Here is a 14,411-nt window from a genome sequence, read left to right on the forward strand (position 1 = left end):
AAAAAAAGAGGGTGAGTCTAACTCCCCTCTATATCTATTTATTAATAGGGACATATTAAATAGCAAAAATGAGACAAAATACGTTGGTAGTTTCAGGTCAGAAATCATTAGCAGTAACACCCTGAATCAAAGCTTCCTTTTTTAGGATATAAACCAATTCTTTGCAATAAAAGCCTTGAAACCTCCTCTCCTGGTTCTGGAAGATATAAAAAGCTGTTAATTCTTAAATATTTGACTGTTTTTTCCCATTTACTCCGGGCATATTTTTTATCAGAATATGATAAAGGAGAATGCTTACAGTCAAAAATGAACATAAGTCTTAATGGAAAAGCAGCTTCCATAAGCCTTTGCCATCTTGTTTTCTCTATTTCTTCCTTTGTTTCAACGTAAAAAAGTATAACCGGTACAGCCATCTTTTTCAGTTTTCTTACCCAGGAAGGAGTAAGCCGGCGGAGAGAAACCCGGGGCGCATAAATAAAATTAACCGGGCAATCCTTCAGCTGAAATCTCGCTTTTTTAAAAACATCTTCAGTATCCGCTTCATAAGTGATAGGAAGTATTTTTATAAATGTCGAAAAACCTGATAACAGCATTCTTTTTATATAGGAGAAGCCATAATTGTCATCAAACCACTCTGTTGCCTCCTTTTCAAAAGTGACATGGCCTGGCTTCACTTTAAAAGGCTTAGTAATCACCTGCATATCAGAAGATGAATTAGGTGCACAGTACTTAATTACTCCGTTCTCCACTTTAACCTGCCTGTTGGATTTCGCGTCGGGGTCCCATACCTCCATTACATATTTCATATGAAACCAACTCCGTTTCTTTATAGACAAGCTATGTGGAAAAAGAGACGGATATGCATCAAAACACAAAAAAGAACTGCCCCTTAGATTAACTCTGGAGGACAGCCCTTTTAAAAGTGAGTGATTTATTCACCTGATAAATAAGCCAGGTTATCAAAAAAAGATGGGTATGACACGGCGATCGCTTCAGTGTCCTTAACTGTAACAGGTGTACTGGAAATAAGACCGCATAAAGCCATAGCCATTCCAATACGATGGTCACCGTAACTCTCTACAGTTTCTCCGTGCAGCCCGGTTTTCCCGTGTATAATCATCCCGTCTTCAGTCGGTTCAATAGAAGCACCTAATTTTTTTAACTGGTAAACCACTGTGTCAATCCTGTTCGTTTCTTTTACTTTCAGCTCTTCAGCATTTTTAATAACTGTGGTTCCTTCTGCCTGTGTAGCTAAAACAGCTATAGCAGGAATTTCATCAATAAGTCTCGGAATAAGGTCTCCGTCTATGGTGACCGAAGACAGGCTGCTCTGGCGGATAGTCAAGTCTGCTACTGGCTCGCCCCCTAAATTCCGTCTGTTGTTTACGGTGAGATCAGCACCCATTTGTTCAAGGACCTCAATTATCCCGGTGCGGGTAGGGTTCATTCCGACGTTTTCCAGTATAATTTCACTGCCCGGCACTATCGCCCCCGCAACAAGCATAAAAGTTGCTGATGAAATGTCGCCGGGTACATGAATCTCCGTTCCTTTTAAGGTTTGGCCGCCTGTTACGGAAGCAGAGCGATCAGTTATACCAAGAGAAACCCCGAAAGTTTCAAGCATCCGTTCAGTATGGTCGCGCGATTTAAAGGGTTCTGTCACCTTGGTTTCCCCACTGGCGTATAGGCCTGCCAGCAGGATAGAGGATTTCACCTGGGCACTTGCCACCGGAGAAAGGTAGTCAATCGCCTTTAATGAGCCGCCTCGAATATGAAGCGGGGTATACGAACCGTATGCGCGCCCGTCTACTTTTGCATTCATCATTTTAAGGGGACCGGTTACTCTTCCCATTGGCCTTTTAGCGATTGAAGCGTCCCCCACCAGTACGGAAGAAAAATCCTGCCCTGCCAGAATGCCTGAGAGAAGCCGGATCGTCGTGCCAGAGTTGCCTGCATCCAAAACGTTTTCAGGTTCACTTAGTCCATGTAGGCCTTTTCCCTCAACGTAAATGTATTCATGCTTTTCCTGTATATCAATACCTAAATCTTTCATGCAGGAAATCGTACTTAGACAATCTTCACCGTGTAAGAAGCCGTATATCCTGGACTCTCCTTCTGCCAGAGAGGCAAATAATACAGCCCGGTGGCTGATTGATTTATCGCCGGGGATACGCAAGCTCCCTTTTAGTGTATGTTTAATAGGTTGTACAGTATTAATCACCAGGTATCTCCTCCTCTACGGGGCTTCATATGTCTCATACATGTGCTCTGACAGCTTTGCTTTTGCCAGGGTTAAATCTTCTTCAGATCTGAAACTTAACCTTAGTACTCCCATGATATCTTCGCGGGCCTCTATAATTCTGATGTTAGTAATGCTTATCCCGGATTGGGCCAGAATGGCTGTGACATCAGAGATAACCCCCGGATGGTCCGGTACATCGACAAACAAATCATAAAAAGGAAGGAGAGCCCCTTTCTTTTTAGCCGGCAGGTCATCACGGACTGCTTTCGCTTCAGCGAAAAAAGAGTAAATCTGATCCTCGTCTCTTTCAATGAGCATTTCTTCCACTTCACTCATCATTTGCTTCCAGTCTGCCAGCATCGCCAGCAGTGTTTCTCTATTATGCAGTAAAATATCCCGCCACATGCCTGGAGAAGCAGAGGCAATTCGTGTCACATCTCTGAACCCTCCTGCTGCCAGCTGGGAAACAAGCGGCTCTTTTTCCCCTGTTTTTGCGACTTGATGAACAAGGCCCGAAGCGATAATATGAGGCAAATGACTGATAAGCCCTGCAAACCTGTCATGTGTTTCAGGATCTAATTCAATAAATTTAGCCCGCGTAGCCTTCAGGACATTTTGCAGCTGTATCATTTTAGCAACAGGTATGTCTGCTGTAGGAGTCAGTATGTAAAAGGCATTTTCAAACAGCCTTTCCCTTGATGCTTCAACACCTGATTTATGGGAACCCGCCATTGGATGCCCTCCGATAAAGAAAACACCTTTCTCGTTTAACAGGCTTCCTTTTTCAACGACAGTTTGTTTTGTGCTCCCTACATCAGTGATCAGGCTCCCTTTTTTTAAAGGTAGTTTTAATAACTCATTTATAACCTGTATAGTGCTTTCAACAGGGGTGGAAATAATAATGATATCGGCTTCCGGAGCTTCATCCTCCAGAGAAGCCGCTGCATCATCAATTACCTGGAGGCTTTTAGCAAGTTTTCTTGCCTGCGGGTCTATATCATACCCGGTGATGGTTGTCCCGGGATAACCCTTTTTTACTGCCAGGGCAAGAGAGCCTCCAATCAGCCCCAGCCCGATAATTAATATCCTTTTACTCACAATGAACCTCCTAAGCGAGCCAGTCTGTCAGTTCTGCAATAATTTTATCATTCTGTGCCGGTTTACCTAATGTAATTCTTACTGAGGAAGAATATCCTAACGCCTCGCCGTTTCTTGTGATAAACCCTTTATGGAGTAAGTATTCGAAAATTTCTCCTCCCGGCTTTTCCAGGTCCATTAATATAAAATTGGCTTGAGAGGGAAAGTATTTAAAATTATTTTTTTCGCAAAACGTTTCGTATTTTCTCATTTCCCGCGCATTTTTCTCATGGCAATCCCGTATGAACTGCTGGTCATCCAGCGCCGCAGCGGCTGCCGCCTGAGCCATGGAATTCGTATTAAAAGGTTCGCGCCCCGGGTCTACAGCCTTAATAAGATCAGAATGGGCAACCCCGTAGCCAACACGCAGAGATGCCAAACCATATGCTTTGGAAAATGTGCGTAATATAACTAAATTAGGATAGTCTTCAAGTAACGGCAGTGTGTCAGGATAATCAGAAGCTGTCACGTATTCGATATAAGCTTCATCACTGACCACGATCACATCTTCAGGTACGTTTCTGATAAATCTCTTAAATTCCTCATCATTTACATAGGTGCCCGTCGGGTTATTAGGATTGCAGACAAACACCATTTTAGTATTTTCATCTATGGCACTGAGCATGGCTTCTAAATCGTGGACTCCGTTTTTAAGAGGGACTTCCTTCACCTCGGTTCCTTCTATTACCGCGTTATGCCGGTATTGTGGAAAAGTTGGAGCAGCCGTGACGATATTGTCTTCAGGCGTGAGTACAGATCTGCATAAAATTAAAATTACTTCATCAGATCCATTTCCAAAGATCAGCTGATCTTCCTCCACTTGGAGCATCGCTGCTGTTTTCTCTCTTAATGCTCTCGCGTATCCGTCAGGGTATACAGCTACATTTTTAAATGAATCCAAGATCGCTTTTTCAACGTTCGGTGAACAACCATATGGATTTTCGTTAGATGCAAGTTTAATTACTTCGTCAAGTCCCAGTTCTCTTTTCACTTCCTCTATTGGCTTTCCTGGCTGGTAAGGCACAAGATCCACCATAGACGGTTTCACCTTCATCATTAACCCCTCCACTGCTAACATTCTTTATCCTCTATACTATTACGAAATGAGATCTTGTACAAACACTTTTATTTCCTGAAGCGCTTCCTTTTTCGTTTTATTGTCTTTTAATTCCTGCTGGCGTTCCGAAATGAATTTGACAAGAGCGCTTCCGACAATAACCCCATCAGATATATCCTGAAAATAGCGGACATGCTCTCTCGTCGATATGCCAAAACCTGCCAAAACAGGGACTTGAGCCGTTTTTTTAAGTTCGCTGATATTAGAGGCTAATAAGTCAGAGAAACTCTCACGCGTCCCGGTTACTCCGAGAGAAGTGACATAGTATAAAAACCCGTCGCCCAAACGGCTGATTTTTTCCATCCTATGGTTGGAGCTGGGGGCGATCAAAGAGATTAAAGAGATACCTTCCACATTGCAAAGCTTTCTAAGTTCATCACTCTCTTCAAACGGCAGGTCAGGAATAAGCAGACCGTCAACGTCAGCCTTTTTCATCTCTAATATTAATTCATTGAAACCTAAAGATAAGACGGGATTAATATACGTAAATAGCACAACCGGTATTTCTAAACCTTTCTCCCGTGCCTCTTTTAATCCTTTCAGGGCTTTTCTCAGGCTGCCCCCGCCTTTTCTTGACTGCTCGCCGGCTTCCTGGATTACCGGACCGTCCGCAAGCGGATCACTGAATGGAACCCCCCACTCCACAGCATCGACACCGGAGTCCTGTAATGTCAGAGCAATATCAATAGACGACTCATAACCAGGGTGTCCGCTCATAATATACGGCACGAATTTGCTTTTTTTACTTTGAAATTCAGTGTCATTTAATCTGTTCATTCTATTTCCTCCCCCAATGCGTCCTGAATCGTATGAACATCCTTATCGCCACGGCCGGATAAACAGACGAGAATAATGTCATCCTTAGACATGCCAGGGGCTTTCTTCTTCACATAGGCTAAAGCATGGGCTGTTTCAATGGCCGGCAGGATCCCTTCAAACCGGCATAAATCTTCCAATGCTTCTAATGCTTCTTTATCAGTGACTGCCTCATAATTAACCCGCCCTGTGTCACGCAAATGGGCATGTTCAGGGCCTATCCCGGGATAATCGAGCCCTGCAGAAATAGAATACGGTTCGGTAATATTTCCATCTTCGTCCTGGAGAAGGTAAGACAGTGATCCGTGAAGCACCCCTTTTCTTCCTTTTGATAAGGTAGCCGCGTGCTCTGGTGTGTCAATGCCTTTTCCGGCTGCTTCCACTCCGGTTAGTTTTACTTCGTCTTCTATAAATGGATAAAAAATACCCATGGCATTACTTCCCCCGCCTACACAAGCCACTACTTCATCAGGAAGTTTACCTGTTCTTTCACTCAGCTGCCTTTTACTCTCTTCTCCTATAATGCTCTGAAAATCTCTCACCATCATAGGGTACGGGTGGGGGCCCACTACACTTCCAATTAAATAAAATGTATCATGAACGTTAGCCACCCAATGCCTTATTGCCTCATTTGTTGCATCTTTGAGAGTTTTCCCGCCTGAATGAACTTCTATAACTTCAGCGCCGAGAAGCCTCATGCGAAATACGTTTAATTCCTGGCGCCTTATATCTTCTGCTCCCATAAAAACTTTGCACGTCAAACCAAACCTTGCAGCAACTGTTGCAGAAGCAACCCCATGCTGGCCTGCTCCTGTTTCAGCAATGATCTGGGTTTTTCCCATTCTTTTTGCGAGAAGAGCCTGGGCAAGAGCATTATTAATTTTATGGGCCCCTGTATGATTTAAATCTTCTCTTTTTAGAAAGATCTGCCCTCCTCCGTAATGGGCTGATAACTGCCCGGCGTAAGACAAGGCTGTAGGACGGCCTGAATACTCCTTCATTTCTTTATGAAGTTCTTTTGCAAACTCAGGGTCATTTTTTATTGAATCATAAGCTTCTTCCAGTTCTTCTAACGCATACATAAGCGTTTCAGGGACGTATTTTCCTCCAAAAGGGCCGAACCGGCCTAAATGGTCAGGAGCCTGATATGTTTTGCTGACTGCTTTTTTCATTTCCGACATCTTCCTTTCGTCCTTTTTCCCGTCTGTCTCAATTCCTGAGGAGACATCAATTCCTGAAGGCTTATAAGCCAGTAATTTATAAATATTGTCTGTGTTCACACCGCCTGCTATTAAACAGGGAACACCTTGGCGTTCTGCTTCCCTCGTATAGGCGGGAACAGCTTCCCAGTCAAATTGACGGCCGGTTCCCCCCCAGGCCCCGGAAGTTTTTGTATCAATTACATATCCATCAGCTGTACCCTCGTACTTTGCCATCTCATTTACTGCTTCTTTATGATGATGCAGCGTTTTATAAACCTGCACCCCACTTGCTGATTTTATTGCTTTAAGTTCCTCAGGCGGTTCAGTGCCGTGGAACTGAACGATATGAAGCCCTGCTTTTTTTACTGTCTCTAACACTTGTTCTGCAGAGGCGTTTACAAACACACCTGTCAGTTTCTGGCCGGGATGTGGCGGCTTATTCCTTTGCCATAACGCGACTTCTTCAGAGTTGACTTGCCTTTTACCGGAAGCAAAAATGAAGCCCAGCATATCTGCTCCCGATTCAACTGCTTTTAAATAATCCTCCTCACATCTCATTCCGCAAAATTTGATAGATGTTTTCATAGTCATTCCTCCGAATTGAACAGGGAGTGTAAAAAGGCCTGTTTATTATCACTTTTCATAAACCCTTCTCCAACCAGAAGCCCGTTAACGTTTTCGTTCAAAAGAAAGTCGACATCTTTTTTACTATGGATTCCACTTTCACTGATTAACAACGCATTCTCCGGAATAAGCGGGCGTAGCCTGCTTGTAATTGAAAGATCAGTTTTAAAGGTGGATAAATCCCTGTTGTTAATCCCTATCAAGCGGGGTGTTACATGGGTCAGCACTTTTTCAAGCTCGGCTTCATTATGAACTTCCACTAATACTTCCATGCTGAGTGATTCAGCCTGAGCATGCAGCTCTGCAAGCTGGGAACCTTCTAAAATAGTTGCTATTAATAAGATAGCATCCGACCCGATCCTCTCAGAAAAGGTGACTTGTTTTTCATCTATAATAAAATCTTTTCTTAAAATGGGAAGGCTCACTTCTTTTTTTATATTAGTCAGATAACTTGCATGCCCCTGGAAAAATTCCTCATCAGTTAAAACAGAGATCCCCGCTGCCCCAATTCTTTCATACTCTTTTGCAATCGTTACAGGCTGGAAATCACTAGTTAACAGCCCTTTTGACGGGCTTGCTTTTTTAACTTCAGCGATAATTCCTAATGGATGCCTTGAATGTTCAATTGATTGACAGAGAGACACGGGTGGTTTAGTTACAAGCCGTTCTCCTGGCACAGTCAGTGATTCTGTCTCTTTTTTCTTCTTTTCAACAATCCGGTCTAAGACGCTCATGAGGTAGCCGCCGCCCCCTTTTCTTTTTTCAAAGTCTCCAGGTGATTTAGTACCTGAGTGCCCATCGCTTTGTTACACGTATGAATACCTTCCGATATTGAAGACACAGCCCCTTGGACATATAAAGCTGCGCCAGCATTTAATAGAATAAGGTTGACAGCCGCCTCAGGAGCCCGCCCTTCAAACACCGACCTTATTAGTTGAGCACTTTCAGCGGACGATGAAGCTTTGGCCCCTTCCAAAGTCTGTCTTTTTAAGCCGACTTCTTCAGGCGTTATAGTAAATTCTTTAATGGTCCCGTCCCGTACTTCAATCAAATGGGTCTTTCCCTGAACAGTAATTTCATCCAAACCGTCTTCACCACTGACAAACAAAGCCCGTTCAACTCCCAAGTGCCTGGAGGCTTCAGCCATTTTCTTTGCTGCCTCCCTGTCATATACACCGATTAGACGGTGAGCCGCACCAGCCGGGTTTGTTAATGGGCCGAGGAGATTAAAAATCGTCTTCATCCGGAGCTGTTTCCGTACCGGCGCCACATGTTTCATGGCAGAGTGATAGACAGGTGCAAACAGAAATGCTAAATGGTGCTTTTTAAGCATCAGTTCTGCATTTTTTTCATTGTCCTGAAAAGGAATACCTAGCTCTTCGAGGACGTCTGCACTGCCGCTTGTAGAGGATACACTCCTGTTTCCATGTTTTGCCACTTTAACTTTCATGGAACTTAATAAGATCGCAGCGGCTGTGGAAATGTTAAATGTACCGGCTCCGTCACCGCCTGTCCCACATGTATCCATCACTTTAAAGGGAAGAGTAAACTGTTTACTTTTTCTCTGCATCCCTTTGGCAAAGCCGACGATTTCTTCCACTGTCTCTCCTCTGTATTGAAGCACGGACAGGATTGCGGCCATTTCTTCCTGGCTGTGTTCTCCTGACATCATTTGTCCGACAAGCTGTTCTGCCTCTTTCTCGCTTAAAGATTTATTGGACATAATCTTTTCCAGTGCTCTGCTCATCTCTTTATTGCCTCCTCTTTTTCGAACCTCTGCTCAGCTAATTTAATTGCGTATATCAACGCTCTTGCCTTATTTTTAGTCTCTTCATATTCATTTTCCGGTACAGAATCCTGAACAATTCCTGCCCCGGCCTGCACATACGCTGTTTTATTTTTCAGAATGATTGTCCTGATAGCAATACAGGAGTCAATAGCCTGGTTAAAACCGCAGTACGCAATGGCCCCTGAATAAACTCCTCTTCTTGTCTGTTCCAGTTCCTGTATAATTTCAACTGCCCTTACTTTAGGTGCTCCGGAGACGGTTCCTGCCGGATGAGTAGAAAACAGCGCATCGAAAGGATGGGAGTGAGTGTGGAGCCTCCCTGTCACCTTTGTAATCAGATGCATGACATGGGAAAAGTAAGAGACCTGCATCATGTCTTTTACGGTCACGGAACCATACTCGCTAACCCTGCCTAAATCGTTTCTGGCTAAATCGACCAGCATTAAATGTTCAGCACGTTCTTTCTCATCTGCGAGAAGTTCATCTGCAAGTTCGGAATCCTCCTCAGGTGTCAGTCCCCTTTTACGCGTTCCGGCAATAGGATGGACTTCCATCTCTTTACTCTCATCCACTTTTACAAGACGTTCAGGAGAACTTCCAATGATCTCCTGGCCATCCATCCGGATGTAATATAAATAAGGGGAAGGGTTTATTTTTCTCAAAACTCTGTATAGCGAGAGCCCGTCAGATTGCACAGGAAGCTCGAAGCGCTGCGATAATACAGCCTGGAAAATATCACCCGCAGCAATATATTCCTTCACTTGCTCTACATGGTCAGTAAACTGGTTTTTAGTGTAATTTGATTGAACCCCCTCAAAAATGTCTTCGTTTCCCGGCTCCTCCATAGAAACAATGGATACAGGGTCGGCATCATCCCGTTCAATCTTTTCAAGGATCGTCTTCAACTTTCGTTTGCCATCCTCATAGGCCTCTTTTTTATCGTGGGAAGAAGTATCTTGTAAGTGAACAACCGTCAATTCCTCTTTTTCGTGCTGATAAGCAAGAATGGTTTCACAAAACATAAAGGAAACATCATGCTCATTACCTGGTGAATTTCTTGAAAGGCGCGGCTCATAGCATCCATATGCCTCAAACCCTAAATAACCGACTGCTCCGCCTGGAAACGGTAAATCTGGCATGTCGGGAGAGACATTAATATAGGCTAAAGCTCGCTCCCAGGCTTTCTGGAAATCTCTTTCCTTAAATAAAACTTCTCCCTCTTTATTTTTAAACAAAAAGAGATTGTTGTCATCGTGAAGAAAATAGGCCGGGTTCAATCCAATAAATGAATAGTTTGCCCATGGTGATAAAGGGTCTTTACTTTCCAGCAGGAAAGCTGCCTCTTCATTAAATAAATGGAATAACTGAATGGGGGTTTTTGTATCTGCAAAGACTTTCACTGAAACAGGAACCGTAGAATAAACGGCGGCGGATGTGTTAAACCGCTCCTGGGATAATGTTTCCATTTCAATCACCTCTCTTATTTGACAGGGATTGAAGTATGAGGGATATGAGGTACTGTAAAAAAGCCAAAAAATACCTGTCTTTTCACAGCATGGTTGAATAGATTATAACTCATAAAAGCTAAAACGCCTGCCCAAGGGGCAGACGTGTCCTTATATGGATACGCTCATCTCTGCTCTCCTCAACTCCAACTCTGCTCTTCTCTCTTCTATATTTCTATTAAATCCTTAAATACTCTTCATCTCATCTAAACTTAGCTTATTGAGTATACTAACGCGACTCCTGTTTGTTTGTCAAGGCTAAATCAGGCCGCAGCTTGACTGCATCCTTTAAATACACGTGGTCAATTTCATCTGATCGTTTTGCTGTATTGACAGTCACCATTAATCTGATGCATTTTTTAAGTCCGTCAGGAACAGAAATTTCCTGTGCACACATCACCGGCACAAATTGGTATCCGTCTAACTGCCTTAGAGCCCGTGCCGGAAATGTCGCATTTAAATCGTCAGTCATAGTAATCATAATATGAGAAATATCATCAGGAACCACATTATTTTTATCCTGAATCTGTTTCATAACATCCAATGTGGCTTCAATAATGGCGCCCGTGCTGTTTTCCTCCACAGTGGTTGCCCCGCGAATCCCCCTTATCATTTCGAATTCCCCTCCTTTTTAAGCAGTTCAGAAATGTCATGCTCCTTTACAGGACGCAGTTCCGGATGCCCAAGTTCTTTCAGAAGGACAAAATTAATCTGCTTATATGACGCTTTTTTGTCCAGTTTCATTCGCTCAAGCAAGCGGTCTCTGTTGCATTCTGCAGGAATTTCCAGCCTATATCCCAGTGTATTCATGTATTTGCAGGTTCTTTCGTATTCTAACGAATGTTTATATACTTTTTCACTCAGCTTAAGGGCGAATATCATTCCGACAGCTACCGCTTCACCGTGGGTCATCCTGCCGTATCCTAATTCCGCCTCTATACTGTGTCCAAGCGTGTGGCCAAAATTAAGGAACGCTCTGATTCCCTGTTCCTTTTCATCTTTTTCCACTATTTCTGCTTTGACTTTAATTGAACGCCTGAGAAGTTCATTTAAAACGTCTGTTTTTATTGACTTAAAAGATTGAATGTTTTCTTCCACCCATTTTAAAAAAGAAGGATCAGCTATAAAACCGTGTTTAATAACTTCAGCAAAGCCTGACCGCCATTCTTTTTCAGGCAGCGTGTAAAGCATTCCGGAATCATAAATGACTGCTGCTGGAGGGTGAAACGCACCAATCAGATTTTTTCCCATTGGATGATTAATTCCTGTTTTACCTCCTACGCTGCTGTCATGAGCAAGCAAGGTAGACGGCATCTGAACGTAGCGGACCCCCCTCATATAAGATGCGGCCACAAACCCGGCTAAATCTCCTGTTACTCCTCCACCAAGGGCAATAATTACCGCTTGTCTGTCCAGACCGTTCTTTAAACATTCTGTGAGGAGACGTTCGTACTGTTCAAAAGATTTAGAAGCTTCCCCGCTTGGCACTGTGGCAACATAAGGCCTGCTTTCCGAAGGAAAAGATTGAACGACATCATCCAGGTACAGGCCGGCCACTGTGTCATCCGCAATGATTATAAAAGCACTCGCCTTTTTATCGAGAGATTTATTTATAAGCTCATACGTTTGATATCTCAGATCCGTATCAATATAAATGGGGTACTTGGTTGTCTCGCTGTTAACAAGTAAGCGGGGAGAGGTCATTAAAACCTCCTCGCTTCCTGTACATAATCTTCATAATGCTTCTTGATATCATCCATCGTATCTGAACCGAACTTATCAAGAAATGCATCGGCCAGCTCCCATGCTACCGCTGCTTCACAAACCACAGCAGCGGCTGGCACAGCACAGCTGTCCGAGCGTTCAATGCTGGCTGTAAACGGTTCTTTTGTGTCGATATCAACACTTTGCAGAGGTTTATACAACGTTGGAATTGGTTTCATGGCACCATGAACAACAACAGGCATACCATTGGTCATTCCACCTTCAAATCCTCCCAGGCGGTTGGATTTTCTGTAGAATCCACGTCCTTCTTCATAAGCAATCTCATCGTGAACCTGGCTCCCTTTCATTCTGGCTGCTTCAAAACCGAGCCCTATCTCTACCCCTTTAAAAGCATTAATGCTTAACACTGACTGAGCAATCTTCCCGTCAAGTTTCCGGTCATAATGGACAAAACTGCCCAGCCCGACAGGCACGTTTTCTGCTATAACTTCCACAATACCTCCAATTGAGTCCCCATTTTCTTTAGCTTCATCAATAGCCTTTTTCATTTTTTCTGAAGCGTCTTTATCCGCGCATCTGACTTCAGAGGATTCAGTCACCTCTTTAAGTCCGCCCACTGATGTGAAATGAGGCTGGGCACTTACTACGTCCCCGATCTCAAGTACGTGTCCGCAAAGATTAATATTAAAAGCCTTTAGAAGTTTCTGGGCTACTGCACCTACTGCTACCCGGGCCGTTGTCTCCCTTGCTGAAGAGCGTTCGAGCACATTTCTCATATCCCTGTGCCTGTATTTAATCGCTCCGTTTAAGTCTGCATGTCCGGGCCGGGGCCGGGTAATTTTTCTTTTCACTTCCTGTTCTTCTTCTTCCGATAACGGTTCCACACCCATAATTTTAGTCCAGTGTGTCCAGTCTTTATTTTCAATATGGAGAGTAATTGGGCCGCCGGTTGTTTTACCATGGCGGACGCCGCTTGTAATTCTTACTTTGTCTTTTTCAATTTGCATACGCCGGCCGCGGCCGTATCCTTTTTGCCTTCTTGCCAGATGCTCATTAATGTCTTCTTCTGTGAGCGGCAGCTGGCTTGGTACCCCCTCAATAATAGCGGTCAGTTCAGGACCGTGAGATTCTCCTGCTGTTAAAAATCGCATGCCATATCTACCTCTGCTTTCTTTATCGCTTTTATGTGTTAAAAAGTTATTATGTCTATTGTTGATGATTTTAACGTATTTTTCAAGGATTATATATGATTTTTTTGAATAAAGCGAATACATACAAATTAAATATCGCTAATTTTTTTATAAAAGAAAGTGTCTTCAGCCTCCAATCCGTATCGGTTAGCCTGGAAAATTTGTTCGGTGCTCCCCACAAAAAGAACACCTCCAGGTTTTAGCGCCCGGCTGAATTTTTTGTACAGCTCATCTTTTGCCTGTTCTGTAAAATAAATCATGACATTTCTGCATACAATCAAGTCGTAATTCGTGTCAAAAGAATCTGAGAGCAAATTATGTTTTTTAAAACTGACAGCCTGTTTTAATTCCTTGCCTACCCGGTATCCTAAATCTTCTTTAGAAAAATATTTTTCTAACCTTTCATTCTCTACTTCTTTCAGTGCCCTTTCCGTATAAAAGCCTGCTTTAGCACGCGCGAGTACAGCTTCATCCAAATCAGTTGCTAATAAGTTAATTTGCGGATAATTCCTGTAGTTATGTAAGAGCATCATTAAGGAATAAGGTTCCTCCCCTGTTGAACAGGCTGCACTCCAAACTTTAATTTTAGGGGACTTGGCCAGGAGGCGGGGGATTATTTTCTCTTCGAGCACTTTCCACCGCTGGGGATTTCGAAAGAACTCTGACACATTTATAGTCATTCTTTGCAGAAATTCTTCAAATAATAATTGATCTTCAGCTACTGCCTGAAAATAGTTGTCAAAATTGGAAAAACCTCTTTTATCTCTTAAGGAAGTTAATCTTCTTTTCATTTGCCCCTCTTTATATAAAGACAAATCAATTCCAGTTTTCAATTTTATATTTCCCGTAAATTTATTATAATCGTCCATTATGACACTCCTTATCCTGTTGCTGAAACACCTCTCTCTACTTGTACCATAATTTATCTTTTGAGACTATAAGGCAAAGTAAGTATCCGCCCGTAAAACGGGCGGTTTTAATTTCGCCCTATAAGGGCACTTTACCAACTTAGCCTCTAAAGAGGCCTCTTAATTGACCGCCAACCGTTTATCTCTCTCTATTTT

The 14,411-nt window shown here is 43.2% G+C and carries 13 protein-coding genes; all 13 read right to left on the reverse strand.

What is annotated here, in order from left to right:
- Positions 1-107: 107 nt before the first annotated feature.
- Positions 108-806 (reverse strand): hypothetical protein, encoded by a 699-nt coding sequence (locus tag K8O68_RS12835; RefSeq protein WP_230897276.1) that lies wholly within the window; start codon positions 804-806, stop codon positions 108-110.
- A gap of 125 nt (positions 807-931) precedes the next feature.
- The gene (gene aroA, locus K8O68_RS12840; RefSeq protein WP_230897286.1) at positions 932-2,224 is read right to left on the reverse strand and encodes a 3-phosphoshikimate 1-carboxyvinyltransferase; all 1,293 of its coding nucleotides are present in this window, start codon (positions 2,222-2,224) and stop codon (positions 932-934) included.
- 12 nt (positions 2,225-2,236) lie between these two features.
- Positions 2,237-3,340: a prephenate dehydrogenase gene (locus K8O68_RS12845; RefSeq protein ID WP_230897277.1), complete on the reverse strand. Its 1,104-nt coding sequence runs from the start codon at positions 3,338-3,340 to the stop codon at positions 2,237-2,239.
- 10 nt (positions 3,341-3,350) lie between these two features.
- Complete coding sequence (gene hisC, locus K8O68_RS12850) at positions 3,351-4,433, reverse strand: histidinol-phosphate transaminase (RefSeq protein ID WP_230897287.1); 1,083 nt, start codon at positions 4,431-4,433, stop codon at positions 3,351-3,353.
- A gap of 42 nt (positions 4,434-4,475) precedes the next feature.
- Complete coding sequence (trpA, locus tag K8O68_RS12855; RefSeq protein ID WP_230897278.1) at positions 4,476-5,273, reverse strand: tryptophan synthase subunit alpha; 798 nt, start codon at positions 5,271-5,273, stop codon at positions 4,476-4,478.
- A complete protein-coding gene (gene trpB, locus K8O68_RS12860) occupies positions 5,270-7,099 on the reverse strand; it encodes a tryptophan synthase subunit beta (protein ID WP_255717198.1) in 1,830 nt (609 codons plus the stop codon). Before trpB ends, trpA begins: the two co-directional genes overlap by 4 nt.
- A 2-nt stretch (positions 7,100-7,101) precedes the next feature.
- On the reverse strand, positions 7,102-7,872 hold the full coding sequence (gene trpC / locus K8O68_RS12865) for an indole-3-glycerol phosphate synthase TrpC (RefSeq protein ID WP_230897279.1): 771 nt from the start codon (positions 7,870-7,872) through the stop codon (positions 7,102-7,104).
- On the reverse strand, positions 7,869-8,885 hold the full coding sequence (gene trpD, locus K8O68_RS12870; RefSeq protein ID WP_230897280.1) for an anthranilate phosphoribosyltransferase: 1,017 nt from the start codon (positions 8,883-8,885) through the stop codon (positions 7,869-7,871). Before trpD ends, trpC begins: the two co-directional genes overlap by 4 nt.
- Entirely contained in the window at positions 8,882-10,393 is a 1,512-nt protein-coding gene (gene trpE, locus K8O68_RS12875; protein ID WP_230897281.1) for an anthranilate synthase component I, read from the reverse strand. Before trpE ends, trpD begins: the two co-directional genes overlap by 4 nt.
- A 268-nt stretch (positions 10,394-10,661) precedes the next feature.
- The gene (gene aroH / locus K8O68_RS12880; protein WP_230897282.1) at positions 10,662-11,045 is read right to left on the reverse strand and encodes a chorismate mutase; all 384 of its coding nucleotides are present in this window, start codon (positions 11,043-11,045) and stop codon (positions 10,662-10,664) included.
- On the reverse strand, positions 11,042-12,136 hold the full coding sequence (gene aroB / locus K8O68_RS12885) for a 3-dehydroquinate synthase (RefSeq protein WP_230897283.1): 1,095 nt from the start codon (positions 12,134-12,136) through the stop codon (positions 11,042-11,044). The genes aroH and aroB overlap by 4 nt, the downstream gene beginning before the upstream one ends.
- Positions 12,136-13,308 carry a chorismate synthase gene (aroC, locus tag K8O68_RS12890; protein WP_230897284.1) on the reverse strand — a complete coding sequence of 391 codons (1,173 nt, stop codon included), beginning with the start codon at positions 13,306-13,308 and terminating at the stop codon, positions 12,136-12,138. Before aroC ends, aroB begins: the two co-directional genes overlap by 1 nt.
- Before the next feature lie 128 nt (positions 13,309-13,436).
- Complete coding sequence (locus K8O68_RS12895; RefSeq protein ID WP_230897285.1) at positions 13,437-14,216, reverse strand: CheR family methyltransferase; 780 nt, start codon at positions 14,214-14,216, stop codon at positions 13,437-13,439.
- Between the last annotated feature and the right edge of the window lie 195 nt (positions 14,217-14,411).

Source organism: Salipaludibacillus sp. CUR1 (assembly GCF_021028955.1).
Lineage (GTDB): Bacteria > Bacillota > Bacilli > Bacillales > Salisediminibacteriaceae > Salipaludibacillus.

Coding starts and splice junctions, on each gene's coding strand:
- trpB (WP_255717198.1), bottom strand. CDS start 7,099: ATGAAAACATCTATCAAATTTTGCGGAATGAGATGTGAGGAGGATTAT.
- trpE (WP_230897281.1), bottom strand. CDS start 10,393: ATGGAAACATTATCCCAGGAGCGGTTTAACACATCCGCCGCCGTTTAT.
- K8O68_RS12835 (WP_230897276.1), bottom strand. CDS start 806: ATGAAATATGTAATGGAGGTATGGGACCCCGACGCGAAATCCAACAGG.
- trpA (WP_230897278.1), bottom strand. CDS start 5,273: ATGAACAGATTAAATGACACTGAATTTCAAAGTAAAAAAAGCAAATTC.
- trpD (WP_230897280.1), bottom strand. CDS start 8,885: ATGAGCAGAGCACTGGAAAAGATTATGTCCAATAAATCTTTAAGCGAG.
- aroB (WP_230897283.1), bottom strand. CDS start 12,136: ATGACCTCTCCCCGCTTACTTGTTAACAGCGAGACAACCAAGTACCCC.
- trpC (WP_230897279.1), bottom strand. CDS start 7,872: ATGAGCGTCTTAGACCGGATTGTTGAAAAGAAGAAAAAAGAGACAGAA.
- aroC (WP_230897284.1), bottom strand. CDS start 13,308: ATGCGATTTTTAACAGCAGGAGAATCTCACGGTCCTGAACTGACCGCT.
- K8O68_RS12895 (WP_230897285.1), bottom strand. CDS start 14,216: ATGGACGATTATAATAAATTTACGGGAAATATAAAATTGAAAACTGGA.
- aroH (WP_230897282.1), bottom strand. CDS start 11,045: ATGATAAGGGGGATTCGCGGGGCAACCACTGTGGAGGAAAACAGCACG.
- hisC (WP_230897287.1), bottom strand. CDS start 4,433: ATGAAGGTGAAACCGTCTATGGTGGATCTTGTGCCTTACCAGCCAGGA.